The organism is Rhizobium sp. BK418 (genome assembly GCF_004341105.1).
Taxonomy (GTDB): Bacteria; Pseudomonadota; Alphaproteobacteria; order Rhizobiales; family Rhizobiaceae; genus Rhizobium.
Genome location: NZ_SLZK01000001.1, coordinates 595735 through 616742, shown reverse-complemented (window position 1 = coordinate 616742; position 21008 = coordinate 595735). Strand labels below are relative to the sequence as shown.

Annotated in this window: 19 protein-coding genes; 2 read left to right on the top strand and 17 right to left on the bottom strand. The window is 59.7% G+C overall.

The features are described from left to right. Positions 1 to 99: 99 nt before the first annotated feature. From ytfQ to pcsA, 7 genes are all read right to left on the bottom strand, one after another. Complete coding sequence (gene ytfQ / locus EV281_RS03100; RefSeq protein ID WP_132651458.1) at positions 100 to 1062, bottom strand: galactofuranose ABC transporter, galactofuranose-binding protein YtfQ; 963 nt, start codon at positions 1060 to 1062, stop codon at positions 100 to 102. A 146-nt stretch (positions 1063 to 1208) separates the two neighbouring features. Continuing rightward, positions 1209 to 2285 (bottom strand): BMP family ABC transporter substrate-binding protein, encoded by a 1077-nt coding sequence (locus EV281_RS03095; protein WP_132651457.1) that lies wholly within the window; start codon positions 2283 to 2285, stop codon positions 1209 to 1211. Between the two features lie 54 nt (positions 2286 to 2339). Continuing rightward, on the bottom strand, positions 2340 to 3260 hold the full coding sequence (locus tag EV281_RS03090; RefSeq protein WP_132651456.1) for an ABC transporter permease: 921 nt from the start codon (positions 3258 to 3260) through the stop codon (positions 2340 to 2342). After that, on the bottom strand, positions 3257 to 4342 hold the full coding sequence (locus EV281_RS03085) for an ABC transporter permease (protein WP_132651455.1): 1086 nt from the start codon (positions 4340 to 4342) through the stop codon (positions 3257 to 3259). The genes EV281_RS03090 and EV281_RS03085 overlap by 4 nt, the downstream gene beginning before the upstream one ends. Next, complete coding sequence (locus EV281_RS03080) at positions 4332 to 5900, bottom strand: ABC transporter ATP-binding protein (protein ID WP_132651454.1); 1569 nt, start codon at positions 5898 to 5900, stop codon at positions 4332 to 4334. Before EV281_RS03080 ends, EV281_RS03085 begins: the two co-directional genes overlap by 11 nt. Positions 5901 to 5939: 39 nt before the next feature. Beyond that, entirely contained in the window at positions 5940 to 6920 is a 981-nt protein-coding gene (locus EV281_RS03075) for a quinone oxidoreductase (protein ID WP_132651453.1), read from the bottom strand. Positions 6921 to 6931: 11 nt separating this feature from the next. Continuing rightward, positions 6932 to 7657, bottom strand: a complete 726-nt coding sequence (gene pcsA, locus EV281_RS03070; protein ID WP_132651452.1) for a phosphatidylcholine synthase — start codon at positions 7655 to 7657, stop codon at positions 6932 to 6934. Positions 7658 to 7900: 243 nt separating this feature from the next. On the opposite strand from pcsA, the gene EV281_RS03065 reads away from it, so the two are divergent. Next, positions 7901 to 8713 carry a ferredoxin--NADP reductase gene (locus EV281_RS03065; RefSeq protein ID WP_132651451.1) on the top strand — a complete coding sequence of 271 codons (813 nt, stop codon included), beginning with the start codon at positions 7901 to 7903 and terminating at the stop codon, positions 8711 to 8713. Positions 8714 to 8761: 48 nt separating this feature from the next. On the opposite strand, the gene EV281_RS03060 is transcribed toward EV281_RS03065, so the two are convergent. From EV281_RS03060 to EV281_RS03015, 10 genes are all read right to left on the bottom strand, one after another. Then, a complete protein-coding gene (locus tag EV281_RS03060) occupies positions 8762 to 9376 on the bottom strand; it encodes a GntR family transcriptional regulator (protein WP_132651450.1) in 615 nt (204 codons plus the stop codon). 101 nt (positions 9377 to 9477) lie between these two features. After that, positions 9478 to 10680, bottom strand: coding sequence for an ABC transporter permease (locus EV281_RS03055; protein WP_132651449.1), 1203 nt, complete (start codon positions 10678 to 10680; stop codon positions 9478 to 9480). Further along, positions 10670 to 11386 (bottom strand): ABC transporter ATP-binding protein, encoded by a 717-nt coding sequence (locus EV281_RS03050; RefSeq protein ID WP_132651988.1) that lies wholly within the window; start codon positions 11384 to 11386, stop codon positions 10670 to 10672. Before EV281_RS03050 ends, EV281_RS03055 begins: the two co-directional genes overlap by 11 nt. A gap of 12 nt (positions 11387 to 11398) precedes the next feature. Then, positions 11399 to 12694, bottom strand: a complete 1296-nt coding sequence (locus tag EV281_RS03045; RefSeq protein ID WP_132651448.1) for an efflux RND transporter periplasmic adaptor subunit — start codon at positions 12692 to 12694, stop codon at positions 11399 to 11401. 293 nt (positions 12695 to 12987) lie between these two features. Then, positions 12988 to 13884 carry a PfkB family carbohydrate kinase gene (locus EV281_RS03040; RefSeq protein ID WP_132651447.1) on the bottom strand — a complete coding sequence of 299 codons (897 nt, stop codon included), beginning with the start codon at positions 13882 to 13884 and terminating at the stop codon, positions 12988 to 12990. Then, entirely contained in the window at positions 13881 to 14912 is a 1032-nt protein-coding gene (gene ugpC, locus EV281_RS03035; protein WP_132651446.1) for a sn-glycerol-3-phosphate ABC transporter ATP-binding protein UgpC, read from the bottom strand. The genes EV281_RS03040 and ugpC overlap by 4 nt, the downstream gene beginning before the upstream one ends. Continuing rightward, on the bottom strand, positions 14912 to 16426 hold the full coding sequence (argH, locus tag EV281_RS03030; RefSeq protein WP_132651445.1) for an argininosuccinate lyase: 1515 nt from the start codon (positions 16424 to 16426) through the stop codon (positions 14912 to 14914). Before argH ends, ugpC begins: the two co-directional genes overlap by 1 nt. 3 nt (positions 16427 to 16429) lie before the next feature. Then, positions 16430 to 17287, bottom strand: a complete 858-nt coding sequence (locus tag EV281_RS03025; RefSeq protein WP_184327078.1) for a carbohydrate ABC transporter permease — start codon at positions 17285 to 17287, stop codon at positions 16430 to 16432. After that, the gene (locus EV281_RS03020) at positions 17284 to 18156 is read right to left on the bottom strand and encodes a sugar ABC transporter permease (RefSeq protein WP_165911844.1); all 873 of its coding nucleotides are present in this window, start codon (positions 18154 to 18156) and stop codon (positions 17284 to 17286) included. Before EV281_RS03020 ends, EV281_RS03025 begins: the two co-directional genes overlap by 4 nt. 84 nt (positions 18157 to 18240) lie before the next feature. After that, positions 18241 to 19497 (bottom strand): extracellular solute-binding protein, encoded by a 1257-nt coding sequence (locus EV281_RS03015; RefSeq protein WP_132651443.1) that lies wholly within the window; start codon positions 19495 to 19497, stop codon positions 18241 to 18243. Positions 19498 to 19758: 261 nt separating this feature from the next. Between EV281_RS03015 and EV281_RS03010 the strand changes: the two genes are divergently transcribed. After that, positions 19759 to 20979: an ROK family protein gene (locus tag EV281_RS03010; protein ID WP_132651442.1), complete on the top strand. Its 1221-nt coding sequence runs from the start codon at positions 19759 to 19761 to the stop codon at positions 20977 to 20979. Positions 20980 to 21008 lie beyond the last annotated feature (29 nt).

Genomic DNA, 21008 nt, shown 5'->3' with positions numbered 1-21008 from the left:
GATATTGCGCCGAAGCCTGTACCAGAACGGGCATGATGCCTTGATGGTACTGGCAGTTCCGCACCGGTCCATGATGGACCGGTGCGGTTCCGGCATCAATCAGTAACCCTGACCCTTCTTCTCTTCGTAAACCTTCATCGGATCGTCAGCCTGCGTGTAGAGCTTGGATTCCGTCTGGATCCACTTCGGCGGAGCTTTCTTGTCCTTCAGGTATGCGTCGAGGGCGTCAAAGGCCGGGCCGGCCATGTTCGGCGTCAGCTCGACGGATGCGTTTGCTTCGCCTGCGGACATGGCCTTGAAGATATCAGGCACGGAGTCGATGGAGACGACGAGGATATCCTTGCCGGGCTTCAGACCAGCTTCCTTGATCGCCTGAATACCGCCGACAGCCATATCGTCATTATGGGCGTAGAGAGCGCAGATATCCTTGCCGCCGTTTTCAGCCTTCAGGAAGCTTTCCATGACTTCCTTGCCCTTGGTGCGGGTGAAGTCACCGGTCTGGCTGCGGACGATCTTGAAGTTGTCGTGGCCCTTGATTGCATCCTCGAAGCCCTTCTTGCGAGCGATGGCCGGTGAAGAGCCGGTCGTGCCCTGCAGCTCGACGACGTTGCATTTCTTGTCGCCGACGGTCTTGACCAGCCAGTCGCCGGCGACCTTGCCTTCATGGACCTGATCGGAGGTGACGGCCGTCAGATAGAGGTCTTCAGGAGCCTTGATCGTACGGTCGAGAAGGATGACCGGGATATTGGCTTCCTTGGCTTCCTTGAGAACAGCATCCCAGCCAGTTTCAACGACGGGAGCGATAAGGATGGCATCCACGCCCTGGGCAATGAACGAGCGGAGAGCCTTGATCTGATTTTCCTGTTTCTGCTGAGCATCGGCAAATTTGAGGTCGATGCCGCGCTTTTCAGCCTGCTGCTTGGTGACGGTCGTTTCAGCCGCGCGCCAGCCCGATTCCGAGCCGATCTGCGAGAAGCCGACGGTCAAGCCGGCGGCCGAAGCCGAACCGAACATGCAGGCAGCCAAAATCGTGGCACTCAAAAGTGCAGTCTTCAATTTCATGATGTCCTCCCAATGCCGCGTCTCGCGGCGCAGGATCAAAAAATCATATAGTAATACTTTTGTAAATGAGCATTTTAGCATGCATTGCAGCAAAAAGGCGCCCTTTTCAGAGCGCCTTTTCGCAACTGCGAGTTACAGGTTTGGCCTTATTGCGCAGGCAGCTTGTCGTCTACGCCTTCGACATAGAAGTTCATGCCAAGCAGCGTGCCATCATCAGCCTTTTCGCCGGCCTTCAGCCAGGGCGTGCCGTCCTGCTTGTTGATTGGGCCGGTGAAGGGATGCAGTTCGCCGGACTTGATCTTGGCTTCGGTTTCCTCAGCCATCTTCTTCACGTCGTCGGGCATGTTGGTATAGGGCGCCATCTTGAGGATGCCATCCTTCAGGCCATCCCAGCTCTGTTCAGACTTCCAGGTGCCGTCCAGAAGCGCGTGGACGCGCTTTGAATAATAGTTGCCCCAGGTATCGACAATTGCCGTCAGCTGCGCTTTCGGGCCGGCTGCGATCATGTCGGATGCCTGGCCGAAGGCGTGGATGCCGCGCTCTTCGGCAACCTGCATCGGCGCTGTCGTGTCGGTGTGCTGCGTCAGCACGTCGACGCCCTGGTCGATCATCGCCTTGGCGGCATCAGCTTCCTTGCCCGGATCGAACCAGGTATTGACCCAGATGACCTTGAGCTTGAAGCTCGGGTCGATCGACTTGGCGCCCTGTTCGAAGGAGTTGATGCCCATCACAACTTCCGGGATCGGGAAGGAGGCGATGTAGGCGGCACCGTGATTTTTCGAGGTCTTGGCGGCGATCTGGCCGAGGATGTAGCGGCCTTCATAGAAGCGTGAATTATAGGTCGCGAGGTTAGGGCCGGACTTGTAGCCGGTGCCGTGCTCGAACTTGACCTTCGGGAATTTGGCGGCAACCTTGACCGTCGCGTCCATGAAGCCGAAGGACGTCGCGAAAATCAGCTGGCAGCCGGAGCGCGCAAGGCGCTCGATGGCGCGCTCGGCATCCGGGCCTTCCGGCACGTTTTCGAGATAAGGCGTTTCGATCTTGTCGCCAAACTCGGCCTGGACCTGCTGACGGCCGACATCGTGAGCCTGGGAATAACCGCCGTCGTTGTGCGCTCCGACATAGACGAAGCAGACCTTCGTCTTTTCTGCTGCCTCGGCTGCGGAGGAGATGCCGATCACGGCTGCGGCCGATGCGGCAAGTGCTAATGCGAACTTCTTCATGATGACCCCTGTTGGTTTGAAGTTATTCCGGAAACCCGTCTTGGTATTCTTGTTTTATCGCTCCGGGACGAAGGCTTTTCCAAGCGACGCGGGCGTATTGATCAACGTCGTGCGCCGATTATGAGAAATGATGATGAGAACTACAATAGTCGCGACATAAGGCAACATAGAGAGGAATTGCGCGGGGATACCGAGGCCGAAGGCCTGCGCGTGGAGCTGCAGGATCGTGACCGCTCCGAAGAGGTAACCGCCGGCAAAGACCCGCCACGGGCGCCAAGAGGCGAAGACGACCAGCGCCAGCGTGATCCAGCCGCGGCCGGCCGACATGTTTTCCACCCATTGCGGCGTATAGACGAGCGAGAGCTGCGCACCGGCGAGACCCGCGCAGGCACCACCGAAGATGACCGCCAGATAGCGCGTGCGGATGACGTGAATGCCGAGCGCGTGGGCCGAGCCGTGGCTGTCGCCGATCGCTCTCAGCTTCAGGCCCAGGCGGCTTCTGAACAGGAACCAGCTGACGCCAAGGAGCAAGGCGATCGATAGATAGAAAATCAGATCCTGCTTGAAAAGAACCGGACCGATAACGGGGATATCGGACAGCAGCGGGATGGCGATCTCTTTCAGCTGAATGCCGGGCACGCTGACATAGGGTTCGCCGAGCTGGCCGGATAGGCCGAGACCGAGAAGGGTCAGCGCCAGGCCCGTGGCCACCTGGTTCGCGACCAGCGTCAGCGTCAGGAATGCAAAGAGCAGCGAGAAAAGCGCGCCCGCGAGGATGCCGCAGATGATGCCGGCATAGGGCGACCCCGACATCTGCGCGCCGGCAAAGGCGGCTACTGCCCCCATGATCATCATACCCTCGACGCCAAGATTGAGGACGCCGGAGCGCTCCGTCACGAGTTCGCCAAGGGCTGCGATGACGAGCGGCGTGGAGGCGGTGATAACGGTCAGAAGAATGGCTTCGAAAATGCTCACGCCGCGCCACCCCTTACCCGCGACAAGACGATACGGATTTTGTAATAGATCAGCGTGTCGCACGAGAGCACGAAAAAGAGGATCAACCCCTGGAAGACGCGGGTGACCTTGTCCGAAACACCGATCGATAACTGCGCCGCCTCACCACCTAGATAGGTCAATGCCAGTACCAAACCCGAAGCGATAATGCCGAGCGGATTGAGACGGCCGAGGAAGGCGACAATAATGGCGGTGAAGCCATAGCCCGGCGAAATCGCGGGCTGCAGATGACCAATCGAGCCCGACACTTCGCAAATGCCGGCAAGCCCGGCCAGCGCGCCTGAAAAGAGGAAGCTGAACCAGATCATCTTCTTCGAAGAGAAGCCTGCGAAGCGCCCCGCCCGTTCCGACTGGCCGAGCACGACAACCTCGAAGCCCTTCAGAGTGAAGCGCATCATAAACCAGACCAGGATGGCCGCGACGACGGCGAAAATGAAGGCCCAGTGGGCACGGCCAGATTCCTCCCATATCGCCGGCACGATCGCCTCTGGAGCAAAGTCCCGAGAGACCGGAAAGTTGAAGCCCTTCGGATCGCGCCATGCGCCACGGATCAGCCAATCGAGAAAGAGCTGGGCGATATAGACCAGCATCAACGATGTCAGAATCTCGTTGGTATTGAAATGCGCCTTCAGCAGCGCCGGAATGGCCGCAAAAAGCGCGCCGCCAAGCGCGCCAAGGATCAGCATCAGCGGCAGCACCAACGGCGAATGCCAGTCGTAGAAGACGATCGGGATATAGGAGCCGGTGATCGCGCCAATGGTGAACTGGCCTTCGGCGCCGATATTCCAGTTGTTGGATCGGTAACAGACGGCAAGGCCGACAGCGATCAGGATGATCGGCGCGGCTTTGACTGCCAATTCATGCAGCGACCAGATTTCCAGAAGCGGTTCGAGGAAGAAGGCGTCGAGTGCCTCGACCGGATCCTTGCCGAGCGTGGCGAACATTATCGCGCCGACGACCAGCGTCAGAACGAGGGCCAGGAGCGGCGAGACGAAAGCAAAGAGCTTCGAGACCTGCGGGCGCTTTTCCAGTTCAATGCGCAAGTGCGGGCTCCCCGGCGTGTTTGCCTTCATGCAGGCCGCCCATCAGCAGACCGATTTTTTCCCGCGTCAGCTCACCGGCCGGATAGGGCTTGGACAGCCGTCCTTCAGAAATTACGGCGATATCGGTCGCCACCTCGAAGATCTCGTCGAGATCCTGGCTGATGACGACGACGGCAGAACCGGCCTTTGCGAGATCGACGAGCGCCTGGCGGATACGGCTTGCGGCACCCGCATCCACACCCCAGGTCGGCTGATTGACGACCAGCACCGCCGGCTGTCGGTCAAGCTCTCGGCCGACGATGAATTTCTGCAGATTGCCGCCGGAGAGCGAACCTGCGGCTGGATCATCGCCGCTCTTGCGCACGTCCATGGCCTCGGAAATGCGGCGTGCTGCGGATTTCACCGCACCATACCTGATAATACCGAGGACACCCAGAAACGCCTTGCGATCAGACTGGCTGCGGGCCAGCACCAGATTGTCGGACAGTTTCATCGCGGAAACAGCGGCATGGCCATGCCGCTCCTCCGGCACGAAGCCGGCGCCGAGCAGACGTCGGGCAGTGATGCCCTGCCTGCCGACGGGCTTCTTGCGAATGACGATCGCTTCGGCCGAAGAAACTGGATACTCGCCCGACAGTGCATCAAAGAGCTCGCTCTGCCCATTCCCCGCAACGCCGGCAATGGCCAGGATTTCACCGGAGCGCACAGCCATGGAAACATCGCGCAACGGCATGGCAAAGGGGGTGCGGGCGGCGACCGAGAGGTTCGAGACGGCAAGCTGCACCTCTCCCTTGTCGCTGCGCTCGGGATGGGTGACAGCCGCCACTTCGTTGCCGACCATCATGCGGGCGAGAGAGGAAGGCGTTTCCTGCTTCGGATCGCAGGCGCCTGTCACGCGGCCATGTCGAAGCACGGTAGCGCGGTCGCAGATGCGCTGCACCTCTTCCAGGCGATGGCTGATATATAGAACCGAGCGGCCTTCGGCGCGCAGCTTGAAGAGCGTTTCGAAGAGCCTGTCGGCTTCCTGCGGCGTCAGCACCGAGGTCGGCTCGTCGAGGATGATGAGCTTCGGGTTCTGCAGCAGAGCGCGGACGATCTCGATGCGCTGGCGTTCGCCAACCGAAAGATCCGCGACATGCGCATGCGGGTCGAGCGGCAGGCCATAGGCCTGCGACAGCGCCCTCGCCTCCTCTGCGATCCTGCCGATCGGAATGCCGTCATCGAGAGAAAGCGCGATGTTTTCGGCAACGGTCAGTGCCTCAAACAGCGAAAAATGCTGAAAGACCATGCCGATGCCAAGCTTGCGGGCCTCCCCGGGAGACGTGATCGTGACCGGCCTGCCCTCCCAGAGAATTTGCCCGTCAGTCGGCTCCAGAACGCCGAAAAGCATCTTGACCAACGTGGATTTGCCTGCGCCATTTTCGCCGAGAAGCGCATGAATTTCGCCCGGCGCTATATCGAGATCGATTTCATTGCAGGCGGCAAAGCTACCGAAAAATTTCGTCAGCTTCTGAACCGATAATAACGCGCCGGAATCCGGCACATTCAATGGCGACACGTTCCCCTCATTTCTTCTGCCGACCGGTCCGTTTGGATCTCATGGAATCAGCAGCGTCGTTCCGGTTGTTTTTCTTGTTTCCAGATCTGCGTGGGCCCGCCCAACCTCACGCAGCGGATAGGTTTGATTGATATTGATACGCACTTTGTTGCTGCGCACAACATCAAATAGATTGTTTGCACAATCGGTAAGTTCTTGGCGCGTGGCAATATAGGTAAAGAGCGTCGGGCGCGTTGCATAGAGCGAGCCCCTTTGGGCGAGATGGCCCATGGTGAAATTCTCGATCGCGCCGGAGGATTGGCCGAAGGACGCAAAGAGCCCGCGCGGCTTCAAGCAATCCAGCGATTGCGGGAAAGTGTCGCGGCCGATCGAGTCATAGACCACATCAACCCCCTTGCCGCCGGTGATCTCCCGCACACGTTCGGCGAAATTCTCGGTCCTGTAGTTGATGACATGGTCATAGCCGTGTTCGAGCGCCAGCTGGACTTTGTCGGCGGAGCCTGCCGTGCCGATGACGGTGGCGCCGAGCGCCTTTGCCCACTGGCCGGCAATCAGGCCGACGCCGCCGGCTGCGGCATGGAACAACAACACCGTCTCAGGGCCGACCTTAAAGGTGCGGTTCAAGAGGTACTCGGCCGTCATGCCTTTCAGCATCATGGCGGCTGCGGTTTCGAGGCTGATGCCTTCGGGCACCTGGACCAGATGTTTCGTGTCGATGTTGCGCTCCGCGCTATAGGCCCCATCAGAGCCCGCATAGGCAACGCGGTCGCCCACGGTAAAATCGGTTACGCCGGAGCCTACTGCCGTAACGACACCTGCGGCCTCCTTGCCAGTCACGAAGGGCAGATGCGGTGCTTTGTAGGTACCATCACGGAAATAGACGTCGATGAAATTCAGACCGACCGCTTCCTGGCGGATCTGCACCTGGCCTTCCGACGGGGGCGGCAGATCGATATCGACATAGTCGAAAACCTCGGGTCCACCGTTCCTGGAAAAAGAAACCGCCTTCGTCTTTGCCATAGCTCTCTACCTCACTTGCGTCCAAGCGCCGGAAAGAATTGGAGCACCGCGCCGATGACGTAAAGATAAATGCCGCTCACGATGAAGAGAGCGACCGCCCATTGCGGCATATCGAAATACATCAGCAGCGAATAGGCGCCGAGCGCCGACCACAGCAGGAAGACGCCAAGGTTCAGCGGGCGCAGACGCTGGACCCGCACCGGATGCAGGAAGTTGACCGGCAGGAAGGTCAGGATCACGGAGACGGCGACGACGATAAAAGCGGTCATCTCGCCTGCATGCATGACGAAGAGCGTGAAGATCACCATGTTCCAGACGACCGGAAAGCCCGAGAAGAAATATTCCTCCGTCTTCATGCCTGTATCGGCATAATAGATGGCGCTAGATACGACGATCATGCCGGCGGCAACGAAGGACCAGGGCTCGCCGATCATGCCGCTTTGATAGAGCGCGAAGGCCGGCAGCAGCACGTAGGTGACGTAATCGATGATATTGTCGAGCGTATCACCAGACCAATTCGGCAGCACTTCCTTGACGCGCACCTTGCGGGCGATCGGTCCGTCGATGCCATCGACCAGAAGCGCAAGGCCCAGCCACCAGAACATATCGACGAAACGGTGCTCGGCAGCAGCGACCACACCGAGAAAAGCGAGAAAGGAACCGGAGGCCGTCAGAATATGCACGGAGAATGCGCGCATTTCCGCGTAAGGAACACGCTTATAATTGAAAATTTTCATGTTCCCCCGTACTACCTGTTACGCCCCGCGCCGCGGCGGGCGTTTTTTTGCCTAATATGCATCCTTTGAAGAGCTTAGCCAGCGCAAAAGCGACAGGTCGCCACCGCCAGCAAATCCTGACCGTGACATGCATATTTCGCTCCTCAGCCGTGCGATGGAATGGATTGCCTTTAATTTAGCGGGGTTTTGTAATATCTGCCTCGCATGTGATGATTATCTTGCGAACGACGAGCCCGATATCTAATGAACGCTCCTGCAAAGACCGAAGAATTCGCCTCCGCCATTCCCGCCGGCGTCTATGCCGAGACGGTGCTGAGCGTGACGCATTATACCGACCGGCTCTTCCGCTTCACGATGACCCGGCCCGATGGCTTCCGTTTCCGCTCGGGCGAATTTGCAATGATCGGCCTCATGGTCGATGGCAAGCCGATCTTCCGCGCCTATTCGATCGCAAGCCCGGCATGGGCCGAAGAGCTTGAATTCTTCTCCATCAAGGTGCCGGATGGTCCGCTGACTTCGCATTTGCAGCTCATCAAGCCGGGCGACCAGGTGCTGATGCGCAAGAAGCCGACGGGCACGCTGGTTCTCGACGCACTCACTCCCGGCAAGCGCCTCTACATGTTCTCGACCGGCACAGGTATTGCACCTTTCGCGAGCCTTATCCGCGATCCGGAAACCTATGAGAAGTTTGACGAAGTCATCCTCACCCATACGACGCGCGAGATCTCCGAACTAAAATACGGCTTCGATCTTCTCGACGAAATCCGGAATGACGAACTTCTCCAGGAAGTGGTCGGCGACAAGCTGCGCCACTATGCGACCGTCACCCGCGAGGATTTCGAATATCGCGGCCGCATCACCGACCTGATTTCCTCCGGTAAGCTCTTCACCGATCTCGGCGTCCCGCCAATTGATCCGGCGGTTGACCGCGGCATGATCTGCGGTTCTTCCGCGATGCTGAAGGACACCAAGGAGCTTCTGGAAAAGGCCGGCCTCGAAGAGGGTGCCAACAGCAAACCCGCGGAGTTCGTGATCGAGCGCGCATTCGTCGGCTGAGGCTGCGAAACGATTTTCCAGGCAACGGCTCCGGAAACGGGGCCGTTCTTATTTCTGGCTCAGATAATCGATCAGCGCCGCCATCGTCACGCGTGCTTGATCGACCTCGCCCTGATGAATGGCTGTGATCACTGTGACATGGAGAGAAATGGAGCGATCCATCTTTTCCGGATTAGCAGTCGAATACCACAGACGCCGGGAGTGGGTCTGCACGGGCCCGAGGGCCGCGGTGATGAAGCGGTTCGGACACGCATCCTCAAGAATCTCGTCGAAAGCCTTATCCGCGGCGAAAAAACCTTTCAGATCGCCGCCGACAGCGCATCTCTCCATAGCGGCAGCACATTGGATGAGCCGCGCCCTCTCTTCGTCATTCGCCGCGTCGGCGACCAATGCCGCCGCTGCCGGCTCAAGCTTGCGACGCACTTGCATGACATTCGCATGGTCTTCGGCGCGGATCTCGGCGATCTGCAAACCGACACGCGGCTTCACCACGATCAACCCCTGCCAGGCGAGTTTCTGGATCGCTTCGCGCACCGGTGTGCGGCCATGGCCTGCAAGATCGATGAGCTGCTTTTCCGTCACCAGAGCACCGGGCGCCAAAGCCAGCGTCACTATGGCATGCTCGAGCGCCAGATAGGCGAGATGGCTAAGCGATTCCTGCATGCGGGCGGATCCGAGGCTGATATATCAATACTGGCACGGTTGAACGCCAAAGACAAGTTATCCTGATATATCAAAAGCATGCAGCATGCGAGAACAATCCCTTATTCGTGGCGCAATGCCTCGATGGGATTAAGCTGGGCTGCGCGTCTCGCCGGAAAGAAGCCGAAGATCATACCGATGGCCGCCGAAAAGACGAAGGCGATGAAGATGATGAGCGGGCTGACGACGAAGGGCACATTCAGTAAACTGACCGTACCGTAGGCAAGCGTCAGGCCAAGCATGATGCCGGCTATGCCGCCGAAGAGCGACAGGGCGACCGCCTCGACGAGGAATTGCGTCAGCACCTGATTTTCGAGCGCGCCGATGGCAAGGCGAATACCGATCTCACGGGTGCGCTCGGTCACCGATACCAGCATGATATTCATGATGCCGATGCCGCCGACGAGCAGGCTGACGGCGGCGACCGCACCAAGCAGACCAGTCAGCAGTGTCGTCGTGCCGGTCATCGCCTCAGCGATCTGCGTCATGTCATTGACGTTGAAATCATCCTGGCGGCCGGGAATGATTTTGCGGCGTTCACGAAGAAGGTTCTCGACATCGGCCTGCACCTTTGAGGTTGACACGCCGTCGCGCGCCGAGATGAGGATGGTCGGGACATTGGAGCTACCGCTGATGCGGCGCTGGAAAACCTTTACCGGCATGATGACGACATCGTCCTGGTCATTGCCCATGCCGGACTGACCGCGCTTTGCCAACACGCCGATAACGGGGCAGGAAACTTTGCCGACACGAATCTGCTGGCCGGTCGGATCGGCGGCGCCAAAAAGTTGCTCGCGCACGGTCTCACCGATGATGCAGCGCGACTGGCCGCGCTCTTCGGCCGGCGTGAAATTGCGGCCAAGCGCCAGATCCCAGTCCTGCGCGATGAAATAGTCGTTGGTCGTGCCGTAGACGGTGGTGGAATGATTCTGCCCGCCGAAGATGACGGTTGCCGTCGACTGGTTGGACGGCGCCACGGCGCGCAGACCGGGAACCTGATCGCGGATCGCCTCGACATCTTTCAGCGTAAAGCGCCGCGCCTCGGCGCTGGCGCGGCCGGGACCGAACTGACCGGGACGCACAAAGAGCATGTTGGTGCCGAGGCGCGACAGCTCGGTCGAAACCTGCGCCGTCGTGCCGTTGCCGATCGTGACGAGCGCGATGACGGCGGCAACACCAATGACGACGCCGAGTACAGTCAGGAAGGAACGCAGCAGATTGCGGCTGATGGCGCGCAGCGCGAGCTTCAGCGTTTCAAAGAACATGCTCCGCCCTCCGCTGATGCTCCACCTCGGTTTCCAGCTTGCCATCGACAAAGCGCAACAGGCGTCCCGCATAGGCAGCGATATCAGGCTCATGCGTGACCATGACGATGGTGATGCCCTGCTCGCGGTTCAGCCGCGTCATCAGATCCATGATCTCGATGCTGGTCTTGGTATCGAGATTGCCGGTCGGCTCATCAGCGAGCAGCAGTGCGGGTTCGGTGACGATGGCACGGGCGATCGCCACACGCTGCTGCTGACCGCCGGAGAGTTCCTGTGTCTTGTGATGCTCCCGGCCAGACAGGCCGACGAGGCCGAGTGCCTCTTTCGCGCGCTTACGCCGCTCGCCGACCGCCATCCCGCGATAGATCAGCGGCAGTTCGACGTTCTCGACCGCCGATGTGCGCGACAACAGGTTGAAGCCCTGAAAGACGAAACCCAGCATATGGCGGCGCAGAAGCGTCAGCTGGCTGCGATCGAAACCGCCGGTCGAAATGCCCTGGAAGACATAGTCGCCAGAGGTCGGCACATCGAGACACCCGAGAATATTCATCGCCGTCGACTTGCCGGAGCCGGAAGGTCCCATAATCGCGACGAATTCATGCGTGCGGATCGAAAGGTCCACATGGTCGAGGGCGCGGATCGCCGCAACGCCTTCGCCGTAGATTTTCGAGACCTGCCTGAATTCGAGAAGCGGCGGGCGTTCCATCATCGGCTCCCGTCAATTCGTCCGCGCCGCGGCATCGGTGATAACAGCATCCTTTTCGGTGATCTCGCCCGAGGTGACTTGCGTGAATTGGCCATCGGACGACCCGACCTGGATCACGACCGGCGCGGGGTGGCCGTTACGGAGCACCCAGACCCGGCGCTGCGTGCCGCTCAGCGTCGAATCGGCACCACCACTGCGCGACGGACGCGGCGGGCGGAACAGGCTGAAAATGCCGCGGCCGCCGCGCGCTTCCGTTTGCGGCGGCGCATAACGCAGAGCCGCATTCGGGACCATCAGCGTATCCTTGACGGCTTCGACGGTAATATCAGAGGTCGCCGTCATTCCTGGGCGGAGAAGCAGATCGGCATTGTCGACCGAGAGGACGGCTTTGTAGGTGACGACGTTGTTCACCACCTCGGAAGCAAAGCGGATCTGCTCGATGACAGCAGGGAAAGTGCGATCCGGATAGGCATCGACTGTAAAGCTCGCCTTCTGGCCGACGGCGATCTGACCGACATCGGCTTCATCGACATCCACCTGCAGTTCCATCTTTTTCAGATCGCCGGCAATTGTGAACAGCACCGGTGCCGAGAGCGAGGCGGCAACGGTTGCGCCGGGATCGACGGAGCGCGTCAGGATCACGCCATCGATCGGCGAGACTATCTTCGCCTTGCCGAGATTGACTTCGGCAAGCTGGAGGTTGGCTTCGGAGGCCAGCACGTCGGCCTCGTTAATATCCTTGGCGGCGACAGCCGAGTCATATTTGTAGGTCGCGTCGTCGAGGCTCTGCTGGGTGGAAACGTTGCTCTTGACGAGGCTTTTCAGACGGTCGAGCGAGGTCGCAGCCGATTGCAAATCGGCGTTCGCCTTGACCACGTTGGCCTTTGCCGAATTGAGCTTGGCGCGAGAACTCTTCACGTCGGCTTCCAGCTTGTTTGTATCAAGAACGGCGAGAACATCGCCTGCCTTAACGGTGCTGTTGTAGTCGACATTGACGTCGCGCATCGTGCCCGACAGTTCGCTCGATATATCCACCTGTTGGGTCGGCTGGACTGAACCTGTGGCGGTGACGAGCACTGTCAGGTCGCCGCGCTTGACCGGCTGGGTCGTGTAGCTGAATTCGGCACGGCTTCGGCCCATGTAGAAATAGGTAGCAGCGGCTGCGGCAAGGATCAAAAGCACCAAGAGGATCAGCCGGCCACGCCAGCGACGCCCCCTGCTCCGCCGGCCGGCGGCGAGCACGGCAGCTAGGTCGGCGTTTGCGCCTGCTACGGAACCGGTCTCTTTGCCAGCCTCCAAATTGTCCATCTAATCCTCGATATATGCTTCGCCATGTTGGGTCTGCTTCACGCCGAAATAATCATAATGAAGATGAACCCAACATTACCGATGCCCCCGTGATGGTACGGAAATGCGGCTGAAAAACATGAAATATTCGTAAGGAAACAGCTGGATGGCGCAGTCGGTGCAAGCTGTTCCGCAAGAAGACCACAGGGTCGACGAGAGTGTTCAGGGTTGGATCAATGTGGCAAATTCGGCGCAGCTCCCGATCAACTTAGAGCGATCTGCGGCTGTGGAAAGGCCGCGGCATTGTCCAAGCTTTACCGGGCGGGCAGGATTGCGGCGCCGCCTGCAGCCTGAACCGCGAGGCTGCCCATGGCAATACCTTCGCGCAGGCAGATATCGAGGCTCGCGCCGCCAAGCCAGGCGTCGATGAACCCGGCATTGAAGGCATCGCCCGCGCCGGTCGTATCCACGACCTTGACGGTCGGGGCGTTCTGATGGAGGCGCATATCACCGGCGGCATAATATGCACCGCCAGCGCCTGCCTTCAGCGCCACCATCGGGAAGCGCACCGCAAGCCTGTCCAGCGCTTCGGCCGGGTCAGAGTATCCGGTGATGGCAACGGCTTCTTCGACATTCGGCAGGAAGAGATCGACGCCTTCGCAGCGATCGAGAAAATCATGCTGGTAGATCAGCGTCTCATCCCAACTCGGGTCGAGCGATACGGTCAATCCATTCTCCTTGGCTTTTCCGATGAGCCTAGGGATTTCCGCCAGTGTCGCGAATTCGGCAATGTGCAGGTGGCGCGCCTCGCTCCAGGTAAGGGCCTCACCAAGCGTTGCCGGCTCCGCCCCTCCGGCGCGGCGGGAGAGGAAGGCCCGCTCCTCACCATTGTTGATTGCGACGGTGACCTGCGGACCGGCATCGGCGGCCCGATCGAGAAAACGTAAATCGACGCAGCTCGCCTGCAGTTCCGTGGTCAGGCCATTCGAAAGCCCATCGGTTCCGAGGCGAGAGAGCAGAGCGGTCTTGCGTCCGATATGGGCCGAATAAGCTGCCATGATGAAAGCCCCGCCGCCTGCAGCAATGCGCAGGTTATCGGCAAAAATCTCACGCCCGAGAACGGGCATGGTCTTCAGTCCTGTGAAGATCAGGTCGCAATAGATCCGGCCGATGCTGAGCACCGCGGACCGCATGTCATTATCAGATGTCATTGGCGCCCGAGGGCCTTTTCCGTTTTTGCATCGAAAACATAGAGAGCTCCGGACGCCGCATGGGCGTTCACGACGCTGCCGACGGCCGGTATCACCTTACCGGGTGCGGTTGCAATCACAGACGCGCCCGCGACATCGAAATGCACCAGGGTTTCGGCACCGAGCGGCTCGACGGCACTTACCATGCCCGACAATGACAGGATACCGGTGCCCTCGCCGATGACGAGATCATGGGGGCGTATGCCGACCAGATGCGGACCGCCCTCGCCGATGCGGATGCCATCGGCTGCAGCGGTACCCGGCAGAAGGTTCATCGACGGACTGCCGATGAAGCGCGCGGTGAAGACGTCGGCGGGATTTTCATAGATATCCATCGGTGTTCCCGCCTGCAGAATATGGCCGTCCTTCATGACGACGATCCGGTCGGCCATGGTCATGGCCTCGACCTGATCATGGGTGACATAGACGATCGTCGTGCCCAAGCGCTGGTGCAGGCGCTTGATCTCGATGCGCATCTGCGTGCGCAGCTGTGCATCAAGGTTCGACAGCGGCTCGTCGAAGAGGAAGGCGGAAGGATTACGCACCATGGCGCGGCCAATCGCGACACGCTGGCGCTGGCCGCCTGACAGGGCTGCCGGACGGCGGGCGAGATAGTCCGTCAGGCCGAGGATCTGTGCGGTTTCGTCGATGCGCTTATCCTTTTCCGCCTGCGAGAGCTTCGAGGTGTAAAGGCCGAAGCCGATATTCTGGCGTACGCTCATATGCGGATAGATGGCGTAGTTCTGAAACACCATGGCGATATTGCGCTGTTTCGGTTCGCGCTCGTTCACTACCTCGCCGCCGATCTTCAGCGTGCCGCCCGAGATATCTTCGAGACCGGCGATCATGCGCAGCGTCGTCGATTTGCCGCAGCCGGATGGGCCGACGAAGACGACGAATTCACCATCGGCGATCGCGAGATCGATGCCGTGCACGACATTGAGCTTGCCGTAGCGTTTGACGAGCCCCTGCAGTTCGATATTTGCCATCAGGCGGTCCCCATCAATGCCTTGAATCTGGTTTGAAGTTCTTCAGCAGCGGCGGCTTCGCGCGCTGCATTCTCCTGCGCTTGTGCGGCGAATGCGGCAGCCTTTTCCCGGTAAGCTGCAAGCGCATCCGCCATCGGCGCCAGCGCGGGACCGCCGAAGCGGGCACGGACGGCAACGAAATGTTCCGGCGAGACGATCTCGGCAAACTGCGCCTTGTCGACACCGGGTTTGCGGCCGGCCAGTTCCTCGAAAGCGGCAAGGAACGGCTCGTACCCATCATCCGAAAGACCGCCGCCCTTGGCGACCACGGCGCGGGCAACCGTTGCGGCAATCTCATGCGCCTGCCGGAAGGACAGCCCTTCAAGGCGCACCAGCGAATCCGCAAGCTCGGTGATGGTGATGCAAGAGCGACGGATATTGTCTGCCACGCGCTGCGGATCGATGCTGATCTGGGCGATGAAGGCGGCGAGCAGGTCGAGCACGCGGCCTGCCGAGTGGAAGGCTTCGTAGCCCATGCCTTGCGTTTCACCCTCGCTGTCGTTCATGTCGGTGAAGGGCGTGTTGTGCATGACATCGAGCACGGTGCGGGCGCGGCCGAAGGTCTGGCTTGCGAGGTGGCGCATATGCTCGATCGGCACCGGGTTGCGCTTCTGCGGCATGATTGAGGAGATCTGTACCAGCGCGTTCGGCACATAGATCTGACCGACCTCGAAGCTCGTCCAGAACTGGAAGTCCTGGATCAGGCGGCCGAGATGCAGGAACATCAGTTCGATCGCACTATAGGTCGAGGTCGTGTAGTCGACGGCTGCGATGCAGCTGTAGGAATTGCGCAGTGGCGCTGCAAAGCCGAGCAATTCGGCAACGCGAGCACGGTCGATCGGAAAACCCGAGGTGGTGATCGCCGCAGCGCCCATCGGGCTGAGATTGACGATACTGCGAGCCTCCGCGAAACGCTCGATATCACGGATCAGCACTTCGATCGCCGCCGAAAGATAGTGGCCGAAGGTGGTCGGCTGGGCCGGCTGACCGTGAGTATAGGCAACGATCAAGGTCTCCTTTTCCCCGTCGGCGGTGGCAATCATCGCGTGGAGCAGCTTGCGCGCCTTGACCATCAGCGCATCGAGGCGCTCCCTCAGGCCAATTTTGAACAGCGTATGGTCGATATCGTTGCGCGAGCGCGCCGTATGCAGGCGGCCAGCAATGTCGACGCCGATACGGGCTTTCAGCTCCTTCTCGATGAGGAAGAAGAAATCCTCCACCTCGCCAGTATAGACGAGCTTTTCCGGATTGATGTCGTGATCGATCGCTTCCAGTGCGCTGGCGATCTTGCCGGCCTGCTCGCGGTCGAGGATGCCGGTTTCGACGAGCATCACCAGGTGAGCACGGTCAATGCGGCGGAAACCCTCGACGTGGTGTGACTTGGTGCCATCGAAGAGCGGCTTCAGCACCGTTTCCTTATAGACCGGATCAGGAAAGACGCTTTTGTCGGCAAGGCGTGGATTGGATTCGGTCATCTCTTATCCCTTCAGGCCGGCCAGCATGACGCCGCGCACGATGTAGCGCTGCAGCACCAGGAAGACGATGAGCGTCGGCAATGTCGCAAGCGCCGCACCGGTCATGATCATTTCCCATTGAATGGATTGCTCGACGGCAAAGCTCGATAGGCCGACCGGCAGCGTGTAGAGTTCCCGGCTAGTGGTGACGATCAGCGGCCAGAAGAAGGCCGTCCAGTTGCCGAGGAAGGTGAAGATCGCCAGTGCCGAGAGCGCAGGCGTCACCAGCGGCATGGCCACCTTCCACCAAATCTGGAACTCGTTGAGACCATCGATACGCGCGGCTTCCAGAAAGTCGTTCGGTACGGTCTCGAAAAACTGCTTCATCAGGAATGTGCCGAAGGCTGTCATCATACCGGGGAACATGATGCCCCAGTAGCTGTCTAGCCAGCCGAGCTGGGCCGACATGAGGTACCAGGGGATGACGAGCATTTCCGTCGGGATCATCAGCGTCGAGAGGATCGCCAGGAAAATCAGATAGCGGCCGCGGAATTCGAACTTGGCGAGCGTATAGCCGACCAGACTGTCAAAGAAGACGTTCGAGAGCGTCACGATGCAGGCAACGATCGTCGAATTCAAGAACCAGCGCATGAAGCGGCCGTCGGAGAGAACGGCGATGTAGTTCTGCAACGTCGGCTCAGCCGGAATGAGACGCAAGTCATAGACCTGGCCTGCCGTCTTCAACGAGGTCGAGAACATGAAGAGCAGCGGAGAGACCATGATGAGGCCGCCGATGAAGAGCAGCGTCCAGATGATGATCGCGCCGGGGCGGATATTGGCTTTCGGCAGCGGTGCTGCCGTATTGGACATCACGGCACTCATTTGCGCTCCCTCAGGATCCAGAGCTGCAGCAGGGAGACGCAAAGCAGGATGGCGAAGAGCACCACGGTCTGAGCTGCCGCATAACCCATGTTGTAGGATGAAAAGGCCGTCTGATAGATCATCAGAACCAGAGGCTTGGTCGATCCGAGCGGGCCGCCGGGATCGTTGGTCGTCATGTTGTAAACCTGGTCAAAGATGCGCAGGAAGCCGATCGAGGAGAAGACGACGAGAAAGACGGTCGTCGGTTTCAGAAGCGGCAGCGTGATTTTCCAGAGGATCGGCCATTCGCCGAGGCCATCGATCTTCGCTGCCTCATAGAACGTGTTCGGAATGGCGCGCAGGCCCGCCATGAAGATGATGATCTGGAAGCCGAGACCGGCCCAGATCGATGTGACCATGATCGAGGGCAGCGCCTGATCGACAGAGCGGATGAACTGCTGCTGCGGCAGGCCGATCATCCCGAGCACGTCGTTGATGACGCCGATCGGGGCCGGCTGGTAGAACCAGCGCCAGACCCAGGCCATGGCAGCCGCCGTCGTCAGGAACGGCAGGAAATAAAGCGCTCGGATCAGACCGTGCAGGAAACGGACGCGATCCAGGAAGAAAGCGACGACGAAGGAGACGACGAGGCTGATTGGCGTGCCGATGATCAGATAGGTGAAGGTATTGCGGAAAACTTTCCAGAACTGCGGGTCATTATAAAGTTTCACGTAATTGGCGACGCCGATAAATTTTGGCGGCTTCATCAGATTCCAATTGGTGAAGGACAGGTAGAAGGCCTGCAGCGTCGGATAGAAGCGGATCACGCAGTAAAACAGGATCGGCAGGGCGAGGAATGTCCAGACCCAGACGAGGCGCTTCTGGCGCATCGTCAGCCGATCCCAGAACGATCCGGCGGGACGGCTGATAGCCGTCCCCTCCGTATTCGCGGGTGCGGAGCTCATGGCCGTCCCTTATTTGCTCTTGGCGTTGTCGATGATTTCCTGCTCGGCGGTTGCGGCCTGAGCAAGGGAATCCTCGGGCGACTGACCTTCCAGAAGAACTCGGTTGACCATATCGATGGCGTTCTGGCGCTGGCCGGCTTCATCCACGAAGAGCGAGGTGTGGGAATAAGCGAGGGCCTTCAGGAAGGGCGCATAGATCGGGTTCTTGAGGTTTTCATCGGTCAGAGCTGCTTCGCGACGTGCCGGCAGTTCGCCGACGGTGCCAAGCCAGATCTTCATGGCTTCCGGCGAAGTCACGTAAGCGAGAAACTTCTTGGCAGCTTCCAGCTTTTCGCCGGAGACCTTGGCGCCGATACCATTGGCGAAATAGCTCGCATAGTTGGAGCGCATGCCGTCAGCATTGGCCGGAAGCTCAGTGACGCCCCACTCGAAATCCTTGATGCTGCCGAAGGAGCCGAGACGGAAGGTGCCGTCGATCGTCATCGCTGCCTTGCCGCCGCGGAAGGCAGCCTGGCCTTCATCCATGAAACCGGTCTGGCCGACCTTCTTTTCCGTCTGCAGGCTGGTGTAGAATTTCAGCGCCTTCAGGCCGGCATCGCTGTTATAGGTCACCTTGGAATAATCGGCGGTGTAAGGCTCGCCGCCATACTGGCGGATCAGCACTTCGCGCCACCACTGGTGATCCTGGCCACCCATATCGAGCGTCGTGCCTTCGACGGCAATGTTGCCGGCGGCATCGCGCTTGACCGTCTTTTCGGCGGCAGCCACGAATTCGTCGATCGTCTGCGGCGGCTTGTTCGGGTCGAGGCCGGCCTCCTGGAAGAGCTTCTTGTTGTAGAAGAGCGCCAGCGAACGGACGGCGGTCGGCAGGCCGTAATAATCGTCGCCGCGCTTCATGGCGGTCACGATCGGGAAGAAATCCTTCTCGATCTGATCATGCGGGAAAGCGTCTGTCGGCAGCGGTTGCAGCAGCCCGCCGGCGATGAACTGGTCGAGCCAACCGTAGAAAAGCTGCATCACGTCAGGGCCATTGCCGGCAAGATTGGCGGCAACGACGCGTGTCTGATAGTCGGCGTAAGGAAAGGTCGTCTGCTTGACGGTAATGTCGGGATTGGCCTTCTCGAAATTGGCGATGAGTTGATCCATCGCCTTGACGCGCGTGTCGTAGACATACTGCCAATATTCGATTTCGACGGCCTGGGCGCTGTTGACCGCAACCATGCTGATGCCAGCAAACAGCCCGGCAAATAAGATTCCGCGACGCATATTATCCCTCCATTGCCGAGCCAGCCTTCATGCCGCTCGCGCTCATCCAGTTCCCCAGGGCATCCCGCAGATCAGCGGCGCCCCGATTTGATTGGCTCGGGAAGATGGAACTGAGGCTCCTCCTTCCTCGGCATCGCATTGCGACCCCTTCAGGCTGGTTCGGACAGGGCGTTTTGTCAATAAGATAATTTAGTTTAATTATTGTATTGCTCATTTCGTGATATTGGCGCTATCCATATCGGCAGAGGCGAGGGCGGAGAGATGACACGGCAATCCGGCAAGCAGCAGATCGCGATGGGGAAGAATCCCGAGCGCAGCCGCGATCACAATCGCCGTGTGGTGCTCGATGTCGTGCGCATGCACGGTTCGCTTGGCCGCATGCATATCGCCAAGCTCACGCATCTGACTGCACAGGCCGTCGCCAATATCGTCGACGAACTCGTCAGCGAGCAGTTGCTGATGGAGATTGGCCGGCTGCGCTCCGGCCGCGGCCAGCCACCGATCCAGTTTGCAGTCAATCCTGACGGCGCCGTAACCATCGGCGTCGAAATCGCTGCCGACCATATGGTAACGACGGTGCTCGACCTCTCCGGCAAGGTGCGCTCCGAGACCATCATGCCGGTGGAGAATACCAGCCCTGAACATATCGTTCCGCTCTTTGCCGGCGAGGTGAAGAAGGTCCGAAAGCGTTTCCCTTCCAAGTTGCTTGGCATTGGCGTTGTCATGCCCGGCCCTTTCGAAATCGAGGGCATGAGCTCGGTCGGTCCCACCACCCTGCCCGGCTGGAGCCGTATCAGTCCGGCTGATGTGCTGAGTGACGCCAGCGGCGAAACCGTGATCGTCGAAAACGATGCGAATGCGGCCGCCGTCGGCGAAAGGCTGTTTGGGGCGGGACGCGCGATCTCCAATTTCTGCATGATCTATTTCGGCGTCGGCGTCGGTCTCGGCCTCATCCATGATGGCGCGCCCTTCCGCGGCGCATTCGGCAATGCCGGCGAAATCGGCCATGTGGTCGTCGCCCCGCGCGGAAAACCCTGCCCCTGCGGCCAGCGCGGCTGCCTGGAACGTTACGCCTCACTACATGCGCTGAAGGAAAAGCTTGCCGAGGCCGGTTATGAGAATGCCGATTTTGCGGCGATCGAAGAGCTGCACCGGAACGGCAATCCTGTCGTGAAGGAATGGATCGCAGAGACGGCCGACTATCTTTCGCCGATGGTGGGGATGCTGGAAAACGTCCTCGATCCGGAAACCGTCATCCTTGGCGGTGCGCTCCCTGATGCGGTCATTGACGAGATCGTCGCCGCCATGCAGGCGCTTCCGGTTTCCGTGGCCAGCCGGCGTACGCGTGCGCTTCCCCGTGTCATTCGCGGCCAGACGGGCCAGCTGACCGCCGCACTCGGCGCGGCTGCCCTGCCGCTCTTCGAAGCCGTCACCCCAAAACTCGACATTTCACCGACCGCCGTCGCCGATAACGCAGCCTAAGAAAGCGCGCCGCCCGGTCCGCCCCAATG

Excerpts from the sequence above, each read along its gene's own strand:
- ytfQ (WP_132651458.1), bottom strand. The coding sequence starts at position 1,062 with ATGAAATTGAAGACTGCACTTTTGAGTGCCACGATTTTGGCTGCCTGC.
- EV281_RS03095 (WP_132651457.1), bottom strand. The coding sequence starts at position 2,285 with ATGAAGAAGTTCGCATTAGCACTTGCCGCATCGGCCGCAGCCGTGATC.
- EV281_RS03075 (WP_132651453.1), bottom strand. The coding sequence starts at position 6,920 with ATGGCAAAGACGAAGGCGGTTTCTTTTTCCAGGAACGGTGGACCCGAG.
- pcsA (WP_132651452.1), bottom strand. The coding sequence starts at position 7,657 with ATGAAAATTTTCAATTATAAGCGTGTTCCTTACGCGGAAATGCGCGCA.
- EV281_RS03065 (WP_132651451.1), top strand. The coding sequence starts at position 7,901 with ATGAACGCTCCTGCAAAGACCGAAGAATTCGCCTCCGCCATTCCCGCC.
- EV281_RS03060 (WP_132651450.1), bottom strand. The coding sequence starts at position 9,376 with ATGCAGGAATCGCTTAGCCATCTCGCCTATCTGGCGCTCGAGCATGCC.
- EV281_RS03055 (WP_132651449.1), bottom strand. The coding sequence starts at position 10,680 with ATGTTCTTTGAAACGCTGAAGCTCGCGCTGCGCGCCATCAGCCGCAAT.
- EV281_RS03050 (WP_132651988.1), bottom strand. The coding sequence starts at position 11,386 with ATGGAACGCCCGCCGCTTCTCGAATTCAGGCAGGTCTCGAAAATCTAC.
- EV281_RS03045 (WP_132651448.1), bottom strand. The coding sequence starts at position 12,694 with ATGGACAATTTGGAGGCTGGCAAAGAGACCGGTTCCGTAGCAGGCGCA.
- EV281_RS03040 (WP_132651447.1), bottom strand. The coding sequence starts at position 13,884 with ATGACATCTGATAATGACATGCGGTCCGCGGTGCTCAGCATCGGCCGG.
- ugpC (WP_132651446.1), bottom strand. The coding sequence starts at position 14,912 with ATGGCAAATATCGAACTGCAGGGGCTCGTCAAACGCTACGGCAAGCTC.
- argH (WP_132651445.1), bottom strand. The coding sequence starts at position 16,426 with ATGACCGAATCCAATCCACGCCTTGCCGACAAAAGCGTCTTTCCTGAT.
- EV281_RS03025 (WP_184327078.1), bottom strand. The coding sequence starts at position 17,287 with ATGAGTGCCGTGATGTCCAATACGGCAGCACCGCTGCCGAAAGCCAAT.
- EV281_RS03020 (WP_165911844.1), bottom strand. The coding sequence starts at position 18,156 with ATGCGCCAGAAGCGCCTCGTCTGGGTCTGGACATTCCTCGCCCTGCCG.
- EV281_RS03015 (WP_132651443.1), bottom strand. The coding sequence starts at position 19,497 with ATGCGTCGCGGAATCTTATTTGCCGGGCTGTTTGCTGGCATCAGCATG.
- EV281_RS03010 (WP_132651442.1), top strand. The coding sequence starts at position 19,759 with ATGACACGGCAATCCGGCAAGCAGCAGATCGCGATGGGGAAGAATCCC.